This window comes from Mesorhizobium bavaricum, from assembly GCF_056781655.1.
The window spans coordinates 5,069,356-5,087,506 of record NZ_CM165566.1 but is presented as its reverse complement, the minus strand read 5'-3'; the positions used below and the strand labels follow the sequence as shown (position 1 = coordinate 5,087,506).

At 64.0% G+C, this 18,151-nt stretch carries 17 protein-coding genes and 1 pseudogene; 6 read left to right on the top strand and 12 right to left on the bottom strand.

Annotation, left to right across the window (positions count from 1 at the left end):
- Positions 1-29 precede the first annotated feature (29 nt).
- From AC1RZR_RS24975 to AC1RZR_RS24950, 6 genes are all read right to left on the bottom strand, one after another.
- On the bottom strand, positions 30-866 hold the full coding sequence (locus AC1RZR_RS24975) for a GNAT family N-acetyltransferase (protein WP_481826302.1): 837 nt from the start codon (positions 864-866) through the stop codon (positions 30-32).
- Between the two features lie 5 nt (positions 867-871).
- The gene (locus AC1RZR_RS24970) at positions 872-1,618 is read right to left on the bottom strand and encodes an aspartate/glutamate racemase family protein (protein ID WP_481829113.1); all 747 of its coding nucleotides are present in this window, start codon (positions 1,616-1,618) and stop codon (positions 872-874) included.
- Positions 1,619-1,620: 2 nt separating this feature from the next.
- Positions 1,621-2,439 carry an ABC transporter permease gene (locus tag AC1RZR_RS24965; protein WP_477275542.1) on the bottom strand — a complete coding sequence of 273 codons (819 nt, stop codon included), beginning with the start codon at positions 2,437-2,439 and terminating at the stop codon, positions 1,621-1,623.
- A gap of 1 nt (position 2,440) precedes the next feature.
- Positions 2,441-3,352, bottom strand: a complete 912-nt coding sequence (locus AC1RZR_RS24960) for an ABC transporter permease (protein ID WP_481826301.1) — start codon at positions 3,350-3,352, stop codon at positions 2,441-2,443.
- 246 nt (positions 3,353-3,598) lie between these two features.
- Entirely contained in the window at positions 3,599-4,888 is a 1,290-nt protein-coding gene (locus AC1RZR_RS24955; RefSeq protein WP_481826300.1) for an ABC transporter substrate-binding protein, read from the bottom strand.
- A 34-nt stretch (positions 4,889-4,922) separates the two neighbouring features.
- A complete protein-coding gene (locus AC1RZR_RS24950; protein WP_481826299.1) occupies positions 4,923-6,011 on the bottom strand; it encodes an ABC transporter ATP-binding protein in 1,089 nt (362 codons plus the stop codon).
- 262 nt (positions 6,012-6,273) lie between these two features.
- On the opposite strand from AC1RZR_RS24950, the gene AC1RZR_RS24945 reads away from it, so the two are divergent.
- Complete coding sequence (locus AC1RZR_RS24945) at positions 6,274-6,987, top strand: GntR family transcriptional regulator (protein WP_477275534.1); 714 nt, start codon at positions 6,274-6,276, stop codon at positions 6,985-6,987.
- A gap of 7 nt (positions 6,988-6,994) precedes the next feature.
- Here the strand turns inward: AC1RZR_RS24945 and AC1RZR_RS24940 are convergent, their stop codons facing one another.
- The gene (locus tag AC1RZR_RS24940; RefSeq protein ID WP_477275532.1) at positions 6,995-8,227 is read right to left on the bottom strand and encodes a GNAT family N-acetyltransferase; all 1,233 of its coding nucleotides are present in this window, start codon (positions 8,225-8,227) and stop codon (positions 6,995-6,997) included.
- 91 nt (positions 8,228-8,318) lie between these two features.
- Here AC1RZR_RS24940 and AC1RZR_RS24935 point away from each other — a divergent pair, with 91 nt between their 5' ends.
- Positions 8,319-9,377, top strand: coding sequence for a polysaccharide deacetylase family protein (locus tag AC1RZR_RS24935; RefSeq protein ID WP_477275530.1), 1,059 nt, complete (start codon positions 8,319-8,321; stop codon positions 9,375-9,377).
- A gap of 22 nt (positions 9,378-9,399) precedes the next feature.
- Here AC1RZR_RS24935 and AC1RZR_RS24930 read toward each other — a convergent pair whose 3' ends face one another.
- The gene (locus AC1RZR_RS24930; RefSeq protein ID WP_477275528.1) at positions 9,400-9,615 is read right to left on the bottom strand and encodes a DUF2842 domain-containing protein; all 216 of its coding nucleotides are present in this window, start codon (positions 9,613-9,615) and stop codon (positions 9,400-9,402) included.
- A 190-nt stretch (positions 9,616-9,805) separates the two neighbouring features.
- Between AC1RZR_RS24930 and AC1RZR_RS24925 the strand changes: the two genes are divergently transcribed.
- Complete coding sequence (locus AC1RZR_RS24925; protein WP_477275526.1) at positions 9,806-10,897, top strand: COX15/CtaA family protein; 1,092 nt, start codon at positions 9,806-9,808, stop codon at positions 10,895-10,897.
- Between the two features lie 10 nt (positions 10,898-10,907).
- On the opposite strand, the gene AC1RZR_RS24920 is transcribed toward AC1RZR_RS24925, so the two are convergent.
- The 4 genes and pseudogenes from AC1RZR_RS24920 to speB form a co-directional block, all read right to left on the bottom strand.
- Positions 10,908-11,231, bottom strand: coding sequence for a hypothetical protein (locus AC1RZR_RS24920; RefSeq protein ID WP_378925484.1), 324 nt, complete (start codon positions 11,229-11,231; stop codon positions 10,908-10,910).
- Positions 11,232-11,314: 83 nt separating this feature from the next.
- On the bottom strand, positions 11,315-12,154 hold the full coding sequence (locus AC1RZR_RS24915) for an aminoglycoside phosphotransferase family protein (protein ID WP_477275524.1): 840 nt from the start codon (positions 12,152-12,154) through the stop codon (positions 11,315-11,317).
- Positions 12,154-13,080, bottom strand: coding sequence for an N-acetyl-gamma-glutamyl-phosphate reductase (gene argC / locus AC1RZR_RS24910; protein WP_477275522.1), 927 nt, complete (start codon positions 13,078-13,080; stop codon positions 12,154-12,156). Before argC ends, AC1RZR_RS24915 begins: the two co-directional genes overlap by 1 nt.
- 30 nt (positions 13,081-13,110) lie before the next feature.
- Positions 13,111-14,120 (bottom strand): annotated as a pseudogene (speB, locus tag AC1RZR_RS24905) (agmatinase).
- Between the two features lie 123 nt (positions 14,121-14,243).
- On the opposite strand from speB, the gene AC1RZR_RS24900 reads away from it, so the two are divergent.
- The 3 genes from AC1RZR_RS24900 to AC1RZR_RS24890 all read left to right on the top strand — a co-directional run bounded on the left by AC1RZR_RS24900 (position 14,244) and on the right by AC1RZR_RS24890 (position 18,076).
- Entirely contained in the window at positions 14,244-15,452 is a 1,209-nt protein-coding gene (locus AC1RZR_RS24900) for an acyltransferase family protein (RefSeq protein ID WP_477275518.1), read from the top strand.
- Positions 15,453-15,548: 96 nt separating this feature from the next.
- Complete coding sequence (locus AC1RZR_RS24895) at positions 15,549-16,601, top strand: glycerophosphodiester phosphodiesterase family protein (protein ID WP_481826298.1); 1,053 nt, start codon at positions 15,549-15,551, stop codon at positions 16,599-16,601.
- 80 nt (positions 16,602-16,681) lie between these two features.
- Entirely contained in the window at positions 16,682-18,076 is a 1,395-nt protein-coding gene (locus AC1RZR_RS24890; protein ID WP_481826297.1) for an MFS transporter, read from the top strand.
- The last annotated feature ends 75 nt before the right edge of the window (positions 18,077-18,151 follow it).

Below are 18,151 nucleotides of genomic sequence, written 5' to 3'. Positions count from 1 at the left end.
CGCAAGCCTCCCGGAAACTCCGCCTGGTTCTACCCTAATTCCAGGGTCGTCACGCCGAATAGCCGCTGCAGGCCAAGGCCCGGGGGCGGGCCCTTGTACATGCGGGTGGTGCTGAAGGTCGGCGCAAAGCCGGCCGCCTCGAGCGCCGCAATGAAGCCGGTATTCTCGGCGGGAACGTCGATGTGCAGCTCGCCGCCCTCGCAGGCACCCGCCAGTCCGTTCAGCAGCTGCAGCGCCGCGTCGGTGCTGTCGGCAAACAACGGGCCGATCTTGAAACCTGAACGGCACGGCCGAGCCACGGCATAGCCGGTGGTGCCGCGCGAGCTGATCGCCGCCAGCCCGTGATGCGGTGCCTGCAGCCATCGCTGCAGGAAGGCTCGTCGGGGTGCCGGAAAACAATACGCGTCATAAGCGATGATGTCGGGAACGAGCTGGGTCGTCACCGTCCGCAATCCGTCGACCCTGACCGCCGGGCCTGCCGCGCGGCCGCTGTAGCGGATGGTCTCGTAGGCCGGCCTGAAGCCCTTGCGCCGGTAATTGGCCTGCTGTTCGGCGACGCCGTCGAGGCCGATGGTCCTGCCCGCAAGCCTGTTCATGCCGGCGGTCCACACCGCCTTGCCGTAGCCTTTGCCGCGCTTGTCCGGCCGGCAGATGTAGAGGCCGATGAAGCCGAATTCGCGTCCATAGGCCACTGCCGAGATTGCCGCGACCATTTCGTTGCCGACAAAGGCACCGATGAAGCCCGAGGGGTCCGCAGCCTGGAACATCGCTGCGTCTTCGAGGCCGGGGTTCCAGCCTTCCCCCGCCGCCCAGTCAATGAGAACCGCCAGCTCGTGCAGCGACAGTGTGCGGATGGTTGGCTTCATTCCTCTCACTCCGCGGCGACGGCTCCGGGTGAGAAGGATTTCAGCATACCATGATAGGGCTTGGCCAGCGGGCTGGCATAGGCACCGCGCTTCGACGTCGAAAGGCCGAGCGCTATCAGCGCTTCCGCCTGTTTCAGCGCCGCGCCGACGCCGTCGATGACCGGCAGATCGAACTCCGCCTGCAGCCGGTGCGCAAGATCGGCCATGCCGGCGCAGCCGAGCACGATGGCCTCGGCGCGGTCTTCGTTGATCGCCCTGGCGATTTCGTCGCGCAGTTTACCGACTGCGCCGGATGCCGGGTCTTCAAGCGCAAGCACCGGAATGTCGGCGGCGCGCACGCGCGCCCGTTCCGCCATGCCGTAGCGCTGCACAAGCCCCTCCACCGGCACGCGCGAGCGCTCGGTGGTGGTCACCACGGTGAAGCGCTGCGCGATGAAGGACGCAATGGTGAGTGCCGCCTCGCAAATGCCGATGACCGGAATGGCGGCCATGGCACGCGCGGCGTCGAGGCCGGTATCGTCGAAGCAGGCGATGATCGCCGCCTGCGCGCCGCGGCGCTCGCCCGTAGCGATTTCCATCAGCAGGCCGGGCACGGCGAGCGCCTCGTCATAATAGCCTTCGATCGAAGCCGGTCCCATGGACGAGGTGACGGCAACGACCTCCGTCCAGGGGCCGGCGACGGCACGCGCCGCGGCACCTATGGTTACGGTCATGCTCGCAGTCGTGTTGGGGTTCACCACAAGAATCTGCACGTTCAAGCTCTCGCCCGGCGGCGGCCGACATAGAGGATGGCACCGAGTGTCGCCAGGATCACCAGGAAGGAGAATACCGTGGTCACCGTGCCCAGCGCGTAGAGGACCGGCGTCGTGACGTTGGTGGTCATGCCGTAGATCTCCAGCGGCAGCGTGTTGAACGTGCCTGACGTCATCAGCGTGCGGGCAAACTCGTCGTAGGACAGCGTGAAGCCGAACAGGCCGACGCCGATCAGGCTCGGCGCGATCATCGGCAGCACGACATGGGCGAAGGTCTGCCAGGACGAGGCGCCAAGATCGCGCGCGGCTTCTTCATAGGCAGGCGAGAAACGGTTGAAGACGGCGAACATGATCAGCACGCCGAAGGGCAGCGTCCAGGTCAGATGGGCGCCGAAAGCCGACGTGTACCAGGCCGGGCGAAAGCCGACCTGCTGGAAGACGACGCCGATGCCCAGTGAAATGATGATCGAGGGCACGACCAGGCTGGCGACCGCCAGGTAGAACAGCGCGGTGGCACCGCGGAACTTACGACGGAAAGCAAGGCCGGCGAGCAGCGACACCGCGACGGTGACGATCATCACCATGACGCCCAGCACCAGCGAGCGCTTGAAGCTGCCGCCGAAATCGCCAACCGCCTGGCGCTCGAACAAATTGGCGAACCAGTGCAGCGAAACGCCGTTGAGCGGGAAGGTGAGGCCACCGGTTTCGCCCTGGAAGGACAGGATCAGGATCGCCGACAGCGGACCGTAGAGGAACAGCACGAACAGCGTGAAGAAGGCCGCCAGCACGTAGAATTCGAGGGTGCGTTTTTCGTGGCTCACGTCACAGCTCTTTCCTGATGTCGACGATGCGCAGGATGCCGGCAACCATCAACAGCACCAGCACCAGAAGCACCACCGCATTGGCGGCGGCGGCCGGATACTGCAGCAGCGACATCTGGTTCTTCATCATCAGCGCCACCGACGCGCTCTGCCCCCCCGACATCACCTGGACCGTCGAGAAGTCGGCCATCACCAGGGTGACGACGAAGATGGTGCCGATCGCCATGCCGGGCTTGGCCAGCGGAATGATGACGTTCCACAGCACCTGCCAGCCGGACGCGCCGGCATCGCGCGCGGCCTCGACCAGCGATTTGTCGATGCGCATCAGCGTGTTGAAGATCGGCGTCACCATGAACAGCGTGTAGAGATGCACCATGGCCAGCACGACCGCGAATTCGGAATAGAGCAGCCATTCGATCGGCTTCGGCACCAGGCCCAGCTGCACCAGCGTCGAGTTGATCAGGCCGTTGCGGCCGAGCACGGGGATCCACGAGATCATGCGGATGATGTTGGAGGTCAGGAACGGCACGGTGCAGACCAGGAACAGCACCATCTGCATGGCCGTGGTGCGGATGTGGAAGGCGAGGAAATAGGCGACCCAGAAGCCGATGAACAAGGTCAGCGCCCAGACGATAACTGCGAATTTGATGGTGTTGAGATAGGTCTTCCAGGTGACCCAGGAGCCCAGCACGTCGGAATAATTGGTGGTCAGAAAATCCGGATACATGGCCGCGAAGTCGTAGTCCCAGAAGGAGACGACGACGATCATGGCAATGGGCAGAAGCAGGAACGCTCCAAGGATCAGCGCCAGCGGCGCCGATTGGAGGTAGGGCGTGACCGCGCCGAGGGAGAGCCGGCGGCGTCTCGCCGGTCTGGCGGCGGACATTGCGGGGCGTTCGAGAGCAACTGTCATCGCTACGCCCGGTGCAGGTTCGCGAAGCGGCGGAGCGGCCTTGCCTTCTCCCCTTGTGGGAGAAGGTGGATTGGCGCCAAGCGCCAAGATGGATGAGGGGTGCTGGAAGACATGGGGCTTGATAACTCCGCATCGTCTTGGTGCCGTTGGTGGTGACGTGTCGCCAAGCTGGAACACCCCTCATCCGACCTCGCTTCGCGAGGCCACCTTCGCCCACAAGGGGAGAAGGAGGGGCGCTGCCTCACGTTACGCCGCGATGAACTCGTTCCAGCGCTTCACCATGTAGCGGTCCTCGTCCATCACCGAGTTCCAGCAGGCTACATGGCCCATGCGCTCCTCGAACGAACCGCCATCGCGCAGCGCGCCGGCCTTTTCCATGACGGTGCCATCGGGCGCCTTGATGTCGCCCTTGGCCGGCTTGCCTTCGATCCAGTAGCCCCACTCGTCCTCGGTCATGAACTTCTTGGCCGAGACCATGTTGGCCGAGTAGTAGCCCTGGCGGTTGAGATAGCCGCCGACCCAGCCCGACGTGTACCAGTTGATGTATTCATAGGCCGCGTCGAGCTCGGCGCCCTTGAGATGGGCCGCGAGGCCGAGGCCGCCGCCCCACGAGCGGTAGCCTTCCTTGAGCGGCTGGAATCGGCAGGCGATGCCCTTGGAGCGCACGGCTGCCACGGCTGGCGACCACATCGACTGGATGATCACTTCGCCCGACGCCATCAGGTTGACGCTCTCGTCGAAGGATTTCCAGAAGGCGCGGAACTGACCGCCCTGCTTGGCCTTGATCAGGAAGTCGATCGTCTTGTCGATCTCCTCCTTGGTCATGTTGCCCTTGTCGGCATATTTGATGTTGCCCATGGCTTCCATGATCATCGCCGCATCCATGATGCCGATGGACGGGATGTTGAGGATCGCGGTCTTGCCCTTGAAGGCCGGGTCCATGATGTCGGCCCAGGTGGTGATGTCGCGGCCGACGAGGTCGGGGCGGATGCCCAACGTGTCGGCGTTGTAGATGGTCGGTACCATGGTGAACCAGTTGGTCGGCGCCTTGGCGAAGGTCTTTGAGTCCTGCGCTTCGACGTAGCCGACCGTGTGCGGAGCGGTGCCCTGGGCAATGACGCTGTCGGGGGTCAGCTTGCCGGTTTTGAACAGCGGCACCAGCTCATCGTAATATTTCAGCTTGCTGACATCCATCGGCTGCAGCACGCCGCTTGGGAAGACCTTCTTGCAGATCCAGTATTCGATGTCGGCGATGTCATAGCTGTCGGGCTGGGTCACGGCGCGCTGGGCGGCGGCGTCGGAATCGGTCGCTGTCATCTCCAGCGTGATGCCGAGGTCGGCCTTGCACTTGTCGGCGATGGCATTGAGGTTCGACACGCCGGTGCCGAACTGGCGCAGCGTGATGTTGGACTGCGCCCAGATGGTCGGGAAACCTGTTATGGCGCCCGAGCCGGCGGCAAGGCCGACGGCGGCCGCGCCCGTCTTGAGCAGCGAGCGGCGCGAAATGCCGGTCTTGGTTTCTATGGTGTTTGTCATGTTTTTTCCCCTGTTTTGGTTTGCTTCGTTGACGTCATGAGTGAAGGCGGCCGAGAGCGATCGCGTCCTCGGAATCCCAGGCGAGCGGCACGGCGTCGCCGATGGCGACGGGTTTGGCGAAGAAGTCGGAATCGTCGATGATGACAGTGAAATCGTCGATGCCGCCGCCGGTGACGGAGAGCTTCACCGTGGCGCCGCGATATTCGATGTTGGAGACGATGCCGGTGAAGCCGAGGCCGGGCGAGGGCGCGGCGCCGATGCGCACGTGGTCGGTGCGGATGGCGATGTCGATCGGCTGTCCCACCTCGTGTGGTTTTCCGCTGGCCGCCAGCGAGCCGCCGCCATTGACGTCGAAGACGACCATGCCATCCCGGCTGCCGGTGACGCGGCCGGAGATGACGTTATGGTCGCCCATGAAGCGTGCGACGAAAGCGGTGGCCGGCCGCTCGAACACGTCGCGCGGCCGGGCCGCCTGTTCGATGCGGCCGTCATTCATCACCACGATGAGGTCGGCAAGCGCCATCGCCTCCTCTTGGCTGTGGGTGACGTGGACGAAGGTGATGCCAAGCGACGTCTGCAGCTTCTTCAGTTCGGCGCGCATACGGATCTTCAGGAATGGATCGAGCGCCGACAGCGGCTCGTCGAGCAGCAGCGCCTCCGGGTCCGTGATCAGTGCGCGCGCCAGCGCCACGCGCTGCTGCTGGCCGCCGGAAAGCTGTGCCGGCCGCCGCGTCGCATAGGTCTCCATCTGCATCAGCTTGAGCATATCCAGCGCCTTGGCGCGGCGCTGTTGCTTGTCGACGCCCTTCATCTTGAGGCTGAAGGCGACATTGTCGATGAGGTCGAGATGCGGGAACAGCGCATAGGATTGGAACATCATCGCCGTGCCGCGTTTGGCCGGCGGCAGGTCGGTGACGACGGTGTTGCCGAGGCGCACGTCACCCGACGAGATGCTCTCATGGCCGGCGATCATGCGCAGCGTCGAAGTCTTGCCGCAGCCGGAAGGGCCAAGCAGGCAGCAATAGGTGCCGGCCGGAATCTTCAGGCTGATGTCCTCGACGGCGGTCGTCGTTCCATAGACTTTCGAAACGGACACAATGTCGATTTCGGTAGCTTTGGACATCAGGCTTCCCCGTTTGGTCGCATTAACCAATGCATCATGCATGCCAATCGCCGCGCGCACGTCCAAGCGATTGAATTGTCGGGAAAATCAGGTTTCTTGTCTGCTGCCCGCTGAACGAGCTTGTTTGTGCATTGCACAAATTATGGGCGATTGTCGGCGATGTGCACAAAAATCGTATGCAATCTTTTTTGACTTCGTGTTCACTTTGCCTCTCGTGCACGGATGACGAGTCGCGTTAGAAGGAGACAGGAAGACTTCCGCCATGAACATTGCCGACCAGATCTACTCCGCCACCGACAGCGCCACGCAGGATCGCGCCCAGGCGATCCGCGACCAGTTGCGCGACGCTATCGTCGACCGTCGGTTGGCGCCGGGCACCAAGCTGTCGGAGGGCGAGGTCGGTACCCTGTTCGACGTCTCCCGCACCGTGGCGCGCGCGGCGCTGCAGATGCTGTCCTTCGAGGGCCTGGTGCGCACGGAGCGCAACCGTGGCGCCTTCGTCGCCAATCCTTCGCCCGAGGAAGCGCGCCAGGTGTTCGCCTCGCGCCGGCTGATCGAACCGGGCATAGCCATCGCCGCCTGCGGGCGCGTCACCGCTGCCGACATCGCTGCCTTCAGGGTGCAACTCGACGAGGAGGGCCGCTTCATCGCCGAGCGCGGGCCCAATGCACGGCGCTCCGAGATCAAGGCGTCAGGCGATTTCCATCTGCTGCTGGCCTCGGTCGCCGGCAATGCCATCCTGCAGCGCTTCATGGAAGAACTTGTGGCGCGCTCTTCGCTGGTCATCGCGCTTTACGGCCGATCTGGCGTGTCGGCCTGCGGGCATAGCGAGCATACGGGGATTGTCGGCGCGTTGGAGAGCGGCGATTCCGGGTTGGCGAGCCGGCTGATGCTGCACCACATCGACCACATCGAGGCTGATCTGGATCTGCGCGTCAGGGCCGGCCCGGCGCTCCGGGAAGCGCTCAATTTCTGAAAGCTAACTAGCTCTCATCCTCCGCGCCCGAGGCTGCTGGCGCTGCCTGCCCTACGGCCTTGCGGCGCAGCATCTTCGTCAGCTTCCAGATCGTCGGGCTGTTCTTGATGAAGGCCTTGATCCCAGCGCCTTGCCGAAGCGTCAGCGCCAGCACGCGGCCCTTCAGCGTCAAGGGGATCAGCACCTCGAACTGCTGGGTTTCGATATCGCACCATAGCCGCTTGTAAGGCTCGTCGCCGACGGAGAAGTCGTAGACCTGGATGCCGGTCTCGCAGGCTTCCTGGATGTTGTCGAAGAACAGGAAGTCGCCGGGGCTGGTATGGCCGAGATCGTCCTCGGCGATGGCGCCGAACTCACAGATCAGGCGCTTGCCCGAGCGGCTTGACCCGGTGATGGCGCGGAGCTTGCCGGCCACTTCGAGCCCATGCAGCACGAAGGAGGGCTTGTCCTCGGCAAGCGCGTCCGTGAACAGCGCGCGGAAGAAGGCCCGCACCTGCTCGTCGCCGAAGACGTTGGCGATGCCCATCTTGCGAAAACGGAGTTCCTTCATCTCGAAAAAGGCATCGAGCAGCCTGTCCACCTCGTCCGCCGTGCGCGCTTCGATGCGGCTATGGCTGCCGACGGCATCGAACTTGCGCATCTGCGAGCGGTGCTTCTTGCGCTTTCGTTTGCCGCTGGCGCGGGAAAGCAGCGCGTCGAAGCCGCCGGCGAGGTCAACGGCCAGCGACAAATTGGGACTGGCAAAGTGGTCAAGCAAGGCGAAGGGATTGGCGACGCCATCGAGATCGGGCAGCAACCGCTCCAGCGCGATGAGATCGATGTCCGGACGTGCCTTGGCAATAGCCGCCAGCATCGACCGGATGGACGCAACATCCGCCTTGGCCAGCCAGTTCGGATCGGCGGCGACGAAGTTGCCATTGGCGTGGTGGCCACCCATGAAACGGGCGACACGGAACGGACCTTTCGCCGTGACCTCCAGGGCCAGCGCAAAAACCGGCCTGCCTTCCACGTTGAGCGTCGCGACAAGCAGATTTGGTTGGATCTGACCGGCCCAGTTCAGAATCCAGACAGCACTCTGGGCCGGCGCGAACAGGGCCGAGCGGCAGAACTCGCCGTAGGCTGACAGTCCTTCCGCGGATACCACCGAAATCGACAGGCCGGCCTGATGCCGTGGCAAGGCGCGCGACGACTCGGTCGCCGCAAGCCGATTGCCGTCAAATGACGCTGTTGCGTCAACCATACCTCAATCCTTAGGACGTATTGATCGCAATTTGGGGGTTCGCGTAGGCGCATTCCGTGCTTGGTTCAGCCTAGGCGCAAAAGGTGAATGAATGATCGACGGGGGCGAGGCAATCCGGAAACTGGCGCTGAACGTCGCCCGTTATACCGGTCTTGCACCGTTGGCCAAGCCGTTCATCGGCGGCATTGGCGCCATATTGATGCTGCACCGCGTTACCGCGACGCCGGAAAAGCCCGACAGCGTCAACCGGCATCTGAACATCGCGCCCGGCTTTCTCGACGCCGTGATCGCAGACATGAAGGCGAGCGGCTATGCTTTTGTCTCCATGGACGAAGCCGTCGAGCGCATCAAGGCAGGCGGCAAGGGCGGTGAGTTCGCCACCATCACGGCCGACGACGCCTATCGTGACAACATGACCGAGGCGCTGCCGGTGCTGGAGAAGCACGGCGCGCCGATCACCATCTATGTCGCGCCCGGGCTGATCAACGGCACCGCCGACCTGTGGTGGGATGTGGTCGAGGATGTTGTCAGCGCACGCGACAGCCTCACCCTGACGCGCCCGAATGGTCTGCTGACGATCGATTGCTCGACCCCTGCGAAGAAATTGCAGGCCAACGCACGCCTGCACGCCTATCTCACCTCCGAAGTCCGCGAGGAGGAGCTGCAGGCCGTGCTGCGCGACCTGGCTGGCTCGAATGGCGTCGACGCCGACGGCCCGCGCCTGCGGACCTTGATGAGCTGGAACGAAATCCGCAGCATCGCCGCGCATCCGTTGGTGACGATCGGCGCCCACACGATCAATCACAGCAATCTGAAGCGGCTCTCCGAAACCGATGCGCGACACGAGATCGGTGCCGTGAGCGACATGTTGCAGGCCGAACTGGGCGAAAAGCCCAGCCATTTCGCCTACCCCTATGGCTATGCCAGCGCGGTGGGCTGCCGGGAAGTGGGCTTTGTCCGCGACGCCGGCTACACCTCCGCCGTGACCACGCGCCACGGCGTGCTGCGCGCCGAACATGCCGGGTTCCTGCATGCCTTGCCGCGCATTTCAGTCAACGGCCGCTACCAGAGCCTCGCCCACATCCGCACCATGCTGTCGGGCGTGACCACGCCGCTCGCCAACGCCGGCAAGATGGTCGTCACCATCTGACGGCAGCAGGCCGGGTTCCGCTTCAGCGCTTCGCCGGTGGCTCCAGCATCAGCCACTTGATGATGCCCATCGCCGGCAGCACCCAGAGCAGGCCGCTGAACAGGAAGAACAGGAAATGCACCCACGGGCCCGACTCCGACAGCCGGGCGACCGCGAAGATCGATGCGAGCAGCGCATAGACGATGACCAGCGCCACCAGCAGAAACGCTCCGATCAGCTTTTTCAGGCGCAAGGGCATGGTTGGCCTCCTGGTCTAGGCTGTCGGGAATTCGGTCCCGGCAAGCTCAGGGTGTTGGCTTCGCATAGGCCTTGACGCGACCCTGTGCAACCGGTGAGACGCGGCGCGACGGCGTGCCGCGCCGCCTGGTCTTGCCAGCACGGGTGCGATGGTCCACCAATCCGCCAAACCAACCTGCCGGGACAAGACCATGGCTGCCATATCAGCTGCCGCGCCATTCGTGGCTCGCGACCGCGACCTGCACAACCGGGCACTGCTGCGCGGCTGGCTCTATGTCGTGGTTCTGGTGCTGTTTGCGCTGGTGCTGGTCGGCGGCGCCACCAGGCTCACCGGTTCCGGCCTGTCGATCACCGAGTGGAAGCCGATCCACGGCGTGATACCGCCGCTGAACGACGCCGAGTGGCAAGAGGAATTCCAGCTCTATCAGCAGATCCCGCAATATGCCGAACTCAACAAAGGCATGAGCATCGAGGCGTTCAAGTCGATCTTCTGGTGGGAATGGGCGCACCGCATTCTGGCGCGCAGCGTCGGCCTGGTCTTTGCCTTGCCGCTGCTGTTCTTCTGGGCGACGCGCCGCATCGAGCGCGGCCTGGGGCCGAAACTCGCCGGCATCCTTTTGCTTGGCGGCCTGCAGGGCGCCATCGGCTGGTGGATGGTGGCCTCGGGCCTGGTGGACCGGGTCTCGGTCAGCCAGTACCGGCTGGCGACCCATCTGACGCTGGCCGCGCTGATCTTTACCGCGACCATGATCGTGGCGCGGGGGCTGGCGCCGCATTCCGAACCCGCCGCCGATCGGTCGACGCAAAGGCTGGCCGGCTTCATCGTGCTTTTGGCGCTGATCCAGATCTATCTCGGCGGGCTGGTCGCAGGGCTCGACGCGGGCCTGAGCTACAACACCTGGCCGCTGATGGACGGCAAGATCGTCCCGGGTGATTTGCTGATCCTCGAGCCGGCGTGGCGCAATTTCTTCGAAAGCCCCAAGACGGTGCAGTTCGTGCACCGGCTCGGCGCCTACACGCTGTTCATCGTGGCCTTGTGGCACATGATCGCCACGCGCCGGCGGCTGCCGGGCTCAACGCATGCCCGCCGCGCGACGCTGCTGTTCCTGGCTGTGCTGGTGCAGGCCTCGATCGGCATCGGCACGCTGCTGATGCACGTGCCGCTGCATATGGCGCTGACCCATCAGGGGTTTGCGCTCATTGTGCTGGGCTTTGCCGCCGCGCATTGGCGCGGTACCAAGGGTGCCTATCCCTTGCCGACGGAAATAGCTCTTAGAAGCTGAGTTCAGCCAGCTACATCCAGAATTCGTTTGAAGATGTCGTCTTCTCGCCGTCGAACTCCGCCTGGCGCAAAGCTGCGGCGGATGGCGTTGATTGGCTCTGAGCGGCCTTGGCAGCCTTGTCGGCGTCGGCGGCCCTGAGTGCGTCAAGCTTGGCCTGGGCCACGGCGATGTCCTGCTGCACCTGGGCGGCCTGGACCTGATCCTTGATCGCCTTGGCCTGGTCTTCCAGATCCTGGATCTGCTTTTCGAGCGCGGCCTCCTGGGCCGCATTGCTCGATGAACTGGAAGAGGAATACTGGGTTGCCTGGGAGGAACCTGAAATCGCGCTGACCATGACAAATCCCTGATGGAGCCACGCCCACGTCAGTAGGCCATCATGGTGAACAAGCCGTTACCGCCGCCGGTCGAGTGGTCGGATCAGAAGCTTGCCCGCACCGCCTGGATCGCCGCCGCGATCGACAACTCGCGGTTCTCCTCGACCAGATTGTCGTCCTCGTGATGCCAGGACGCCGACAGGCAACCATAGGCGATGGCATGATCAAGGATCGCGGGCGGTGTCTGGGCCAATGTTCCGGCAAAGACTTCTGCCATATACGCGATGCGCTCAGGATCCAGGCAAAGCCCGTCCCGGTCGAGCGGGTTGTAGAACATGTTCGCGGCGTCGAAGCCGGGATCGCCGATTACGCCCTTCGGATCGATCGCCAGCCAGCCGCGCGGCCCATGCAGGACGTTGTCGTGGTGCAGGTCGCCATGCAGGGGCCTGATATCGTGCGGATTGGCCAGCAGCCGATCGGCGATGATGGCGGCCTTGACGTAGATGGTGCCATTGCCGGCGTCGCGGTCGGTTGCGGCTTTCCTGAACAGGCTTGAAAAACGCTCCCTGAGCGGCTGAAGCTCGGGCGGGAAGGGGTGCTTGGATGGCGAAAACAGTTTCGCCAAGAGATCCGCCGCGATTGCGGTCGCGGCGTTGTCGCCCTGTTCGTCGAGAACCTGCCGAAGCAGGGTTTCACCGGCATATTCGAGCAGCATGCTATGACCGTCGCGGCCGAGCAGGCGCACCGAGCCTTCACCGCGCCGCCAGGCGAGATAGTGCTCGCCGCGCAATTCATCAGCGACATCATCGAATGGCTTGAGCGCCTTGACGATTGCCGGCGAACCGTCCTCGCGCCGCACCTTCCAGATTCGGCTCGAAAAGGTCTCGACGATGAGTTCAGGCGCGCTGACCCTCCAGCGCGCCGGAAATGCTGGCGCGTCCATCAGAGGCCGAGCATCAGGTCCATGTTTTGGACGGCGGCACCCGAGGCGCCCTTGCCGAGATTGTCGTAGACCGCCAGCAGCAGAGCCTGCGCGCGTTTGTCGTTGGCAAAGACGTAGACCTTCATCCGGTTGGTGCCGTTGTAGATCTCCGGATCGATGTCCGGCACGCGCTCCAGATGCGCATAGGGTGCCACCTCGACCACACCGCCCTTGATGGCGGCGAAATGGTCGGCAATGGCCGCATGAAGCTCCGCACCCGTCGGTATATGGGCGAGACCACCGAGCTGCAGCGGCACCACGGTGATCATGCCTTGCGCGAAATTGCCGACCGCCGGCTGCATGATCGGATCATGCGATAGCCTGGCATAGGCCTTCAACTCCGGCACGTGCTTGTGCTGCAAGGTGAGGCCATAGGGCAGGAACTCCAAGGCGTCCTCGCCCTTGGCGACATAGTCCTCGATCATCGGCCGTCCACCGCCCGAATAGCCGGAAATGCCGTTGACCGTGATCGGGAAATCCGCCGGCAGCAGGCCGGCGGTGACCAGCGGCCGCAGCGTTGCGATCGGTCCCTGCGGCCAACAGCCGGGGTTGGCGACGCGCCTGGCCGAGGCGATCGTCTTTGCCTGTCCCTTGTCCATCTCGGCGAAGCCGTACGCCCAGCCTTCGGCGACGCGATGCGCGGTCGAGGCATCGATGACCTTGGTGGTGTCGTTGGCGATCAGCGAGACACTTTCCTTCGCCGCATCGTCGGGCAGGCACAGTATCGCGACATCGGCGGCATTGAGAAACTCCGCCCGCGCCGCCGTTTCCTTGCGGCGCTCGGTTGGAATGGAGATGATCTCCAGATCGCCGCGCTCGGCAAGCAGCGCCCGGATCTGCAAACCAGTGGTGCCGTGCTCGCCGTCGATGAAGATTTTCGGTTTCATTGCCTGATCAAATTCCCTGATATTTCAAGACTATATGCCCTGACCGTGATTCACCGCGGCACCGTTGTGGTTGCCGTTGTTCAGCTCTTCAAGCCGGGCCTTTCGTTCGGCCAGCAGGCCGAGATACTGCATGGCCACCATCGAGCCGGCGATCGCCGTTATATCGGCGTGATCATAGGCCGGCGCAACCTCGACGACATCGGCGCCGACAATATCGATCTGGTTGAGCTGGCGCAGGGTCGACAGGATTTTTGCCGAGGACGGTCCGCCGGCAACCGGCGTGCCGGTGCCCGGCGCATAGGCCGGATCGAGGCAGTCGATGTCGAAGGTGAGATAGGTCTTCCTGCCGCCGGTGCGGTCGACGATGGCATAGGCGATGTCGGACGCGCGCATCTCCTCGATCTCATGGCCGTAGAGGATCTTGATGCCGAACGTGTCGGGCGCATGGGTGCGGATGCCGATCTGGATGGACCGGTCGGGATCGATGACGCCTTCATTGACGGCGCGGCCGACGAAGGAACCATGATCGATGCGCTTGCCGTCATCAGGCCAGGTGTCCTGATGGGCATCGAACTGCACCAGAGCGAGCGGTCCGTGGATGGCGGCATGCGCCTTGAGCAGCGGCCAGGTGACGAAATGGTCGCCGCCAAGCGACAAAAGGAAGGCGCCGGATTTCAGGATTTTCGCCGCTTCGCGCTCGATGGTGCCGGGCGTTTTCTGGTGGTTGCCTGAGTCGAGCAGGCAGTCACCATAGTCGACCACCGCGAGATGCTCGAACAGATCGCGTGAAAACGGGTATTGCGGGTCGTTGTCGAGGATCGCCGAGGCGCGGCGGATCGCCTGCGGTCCGAATCGGGCGCCGGGCCGGTTGGTGACAGCGGCATCGAAGGGAATGCCCCACACCACCGCGTCCGCGCCCTTCTCACGTCCTTCGTGTATTTGCGCCGCATGAACGACAGCGCGCCGGAATAGGTCGGCTCGAGGGCCGCGCCCGTTTTGGAGCGGGCGGTGAAGGCATGGTCGATGTTGTTGGTCGCCATTACGGATCCTCGGTTTCATCGGGGTGCCACAACTACAGAACCGGCACGCAACATGCCAGTCACAGCTTGGGGAGACGAAATGGCGCCCCTCAAGTGCCATGGCAAAACAGGATTTGTATCATCATGACGCAGACCGCGTTCCTTAATCCTCCCCGCCCCGTTGTGTCGACCCACATAGGCACGATCGCCGGCGAACGCTTCCTGGTTCTCGATTCGTGGCGCGGCATCTGCGCGCTGCTGGTGGCGCTGTTTCACTTCCCGACCGGTTCGACGATTTCGCAAAGCGCCTTCATCGGTTCGTCCTACCTTTTCGTCGACTTCTTCTTCGTTCTTTCCGGTTTCGTCATCGCCAGCAGCTACGGCAACCGGCTGAGCCAGCCGGAAGAGGTGGCGCGCTTCGCCCTAGTCCGTTTCGGCCGCATCTACCCGCTGCACCTGCTCATGCTTGCCGCCTTTGTCGGCTTCGAGCTGTTGCGGCTGGTGCTGCCGCAACTGCATGGCACCGGGGCCGCTCCCTTCACCGGCGGTTTCGACCCTAGGAGTCTGCTTGCGAACCTTCTCTTGCTGCAAGGCGTCGGCTTCGAGGATCAATTGACCTGGAACGCGCCGAGCTGGAGCATTTCGGCCGAGTTCTTCGCCTACCTCCTGTTTGCGGGCGTGGTGTTCGTCGCCGGCGCGCGCGCCTGGGTATGGTTCGTCGGCGCTGCCGTCACCGCGCCGCTGTTCCTGCTCGGCTTCTCGACCCATCATATGGATGTGTCCTTCGATTTCGGCTTCATCCGCTGCCTGTACGGCTTCTCGCTCGGTGCCTTGCTGGCCTGGTTTCAGCATGATTCCATTGCAGGGGCGCGACAGGCGCTGGCCAAGGGCAGCCCGCACAGGGCCTGGACCCTTGCCGAAATCGTCATGGTGGCCGTCATCGTGCTTTTTGTCTCGCTGGCGGGCGACAATGATTTCGGCATCGCGGCACCCCTGGTGTTCGCGCTGGCGCTGTTTCTCTTCGCCCATGAAGGCGGCTGGATCAGCGCCTTGCTGAGGACGCCGTTCATGCTGACGCTCGGCGCGCTGTCCTATTCCATCTACATGGTCCACATCTTCGTCCAGGCGCGCATGATCAACGTCGCCGGGCTCGTCGAGCGCAAGCTTGGCCTGGGCCTGATCGACGACTTGGTGCTGCGCGGCCAGCCCGCAACGGGCTTTGGTTCCGGTTGGACAGGGGCCGTGGCGATCGTCGTCATGCTTGTCGCCACCATTGCAGCCTCCTGGATCACCTGGCGCTTCGTCGAAATGCCGGCCATGGCGTGGTTCCGCCGGCTCTCGAAACGCATCTGAACCCGAGCTGTTGGGGGAAGCCGCTAGCCGGCTTCGTTCACCGGCCTGTCACGGGCATCGCCTATCCGGGTTTGATCCGGCAAGGAGCGATTCTCGATGCGGACCATCTGGCTAAGCCTTCTGCTTTCCGCGGCACTTGCGGCCGCCTCTGGCCAGGCCCTGGCCGGCGAGACCCGCGCCAGGCAGATTCTCGACCGCTTCGAGCACGCCAACCAGTGGCGCGACCACGTCATGGTGGCCGCGCATCGCGCCGGCAGCATGCAGGCCGGCAAGACGCTCTATCCCGAGAATTCGATCGCGGCCGTGGAAGGCTCGATCGCCATGGGCGCCGAAATCGTCGAGGTCGACATCAGGCGCGCGAAGGATGGTGAGTTCGTCGTCATGCACGACAGCTGGCTCGACCGCACCACGACCTGCAAGGGTGAGGTGATCAAGTACACATTGGCCGAACTTAGGACCTGCCGGCTGGTGGTCGAAGGCACCGGTGCGGTATCGGGTGAAACGGTTTCGACGCTGCGCGAGATGTTGCTGGCAACCCGGGACAGGATCCTCATCAACCTCGACAACAAGCTCGATGTCGGCGACCTCTCTGGCATGATCGCGGTGGCTCGCGAACTCGGCATGGCAGAACAGGTCATCGTCAAGGAGAACCTGTGGAACTCCACCCGGATTGCCACGGTGAAGGCCGCCATGGATGCCATCGGCGGCGGCTTCCAGTTCATGCCGATCATTGCAGACGACGCGGTGCATGATGCCGGTTTCGTCGAGACAGTCGACCACGTCTTCTCGCCGCGCGCGACCGAGTTGATCAACTGGCGGGCCGGCGCCGAGACGTTGACCGAGACCGGCGGACCGCTGTTCAGCACGCGCATGCGCGCGGCTGCCGTGCGTGGCAACTGGCACATCTGGGCCGACACATACGCCATCGTCAACAAGCCGGGCGGCTTCCTGGCCGGCGGCCGCGGCGACGAACTGGCGGTGCGGGCCAGCCTGCCGCGCGAAGCCTGGGGCTTCTGGGCCGATCGCGGCGCCACCATCATCCAGACCGACGAGCCGAAAGCGGCCATCGATTGGCTGGCGGCCAACGGCTACCGCGTGCCTTATGCCGAGCCGCGCATCGAACCTGCCGCGACCGCCAGCATCAATTGACCTGCCGCGACTGAGGTTTCGGCACATTGTCGCGGGCCAGTGTCTGCTGACGGAACGGTGTCAGTGAAAAGCCGTTATCCATGGGCATGTCCGACACCATGCTCTTCAAGCGCCCCGCCCATCTCGCCTATGCCGCCACCGTCGCCGCCACCAGTCTCGGCTTCGTGGTGGTGCAGCTGGATGTCTCCATCGTCAATGTTGCGCTTAACAGGATCGGTTCGGCACTCTCGATGGGCATAGGCGGCCTGCAATGGGTCGTCGACGCCTATACGCTCGCGTTCGCTTCGCTGCTGCTGGCCGGCGGCGCGCTTGGCGACAGGATCGGCACCCGCCGCGTTTTCGTTGGTGGCATGGCGCTGTTCAGCATTGCGTCGCTGGCCTGTGGCCTGGCACAGAGTGCATGGATGCTGATCGCGGCGCGCGCCGTGCAAGGCGCCGGCGCTGCCTTGTTGATGCCGTGTTCGCTGGCGCTCCTCAATCGCGCCTACGCTTCCGACAAGGCACGCCGGGCGCGCGCCGTTGGCCTGTGGACAGCGGCGGGCGGCATCGCCCTGTCGGCTGGACCGGTGCTCGGCGGCTTCATGGTCGCGTCGCTTGGCTGGCAGAGCATTTTCCTGGTCAACCTGCCCATCGGCGCGCTCGCCATCTGGATGGCTTACCGGGTTCTCCAGGAAACGCCGCTCAAGGCCGAGAGGCCGCCGATCGACTGGGCCGGGCAGGGACTTGTCGTGCTGACGCTGTTTGCGCTGACCGGCGCCTTCATCGAAGCCGGCTCCTCGGGTTGGACTTCGGTGCCGGTGATTGGCGGACTGCTGCTGGCGGCCATTGCCGGAAGCGTCTTCCTGCTGGTCGAGAGCAGGACAAAGGCCCCGATGTTTCCCCTCGGCCTGTTTGCCAGCCGCGTGCCGGCGGTGACGAGCCTCGTCGGGCTCGCGGTGAACCTGACGCTTTACGGCACGATCTTCATGCTCAGCCTCTATTTCCAAAAGGAAAGGCATTTTTCGCCCGAGATGACCGGGCTCGCCTTCCTGCCGTTCATGGCCGCCGTCACCGTGTCGAACATCGCCGCCGGGCGCATTGCCGCAAACTATGGCCCACGATTGCCGATGGCGATCGGCCTGGCCATCGGCGCGGCCGGTTTCGGCCTGATGGCGTCGATCCAGGCAGACACATCGTATCTGTCGCTGCTGTGGCGCCTGCTGTTCCTGCCGGTGGGGATTGGTCTTGCCGTTCCCGCCATGACCACGGCGTTGCTGTCCGCGGTGCCGACAGAGATTTCGGGGACTGCGTCCGGAGTGCTCAACACCGTGCGCCAGTCGGGTGGCGCGATCGGCGTGGCGCTGTTTGGCTCCGCGTTGGCGCTGGGCACCATCGAGGGAATGCGGCTGGCATTCCTGGCCTCGGCGCTTGCGGTGGCCGGCTCGGCGCTCTGCGCGTTCCTTTTTATCCGCGATGCGGACCATGCCGCCGGATGAGAATGCTCAATGAAAAGGCCGCGCGCAGCCGGCCTTTTCAAGATCGTCAGTTGGACACTGCTATCGCAGCGCCAC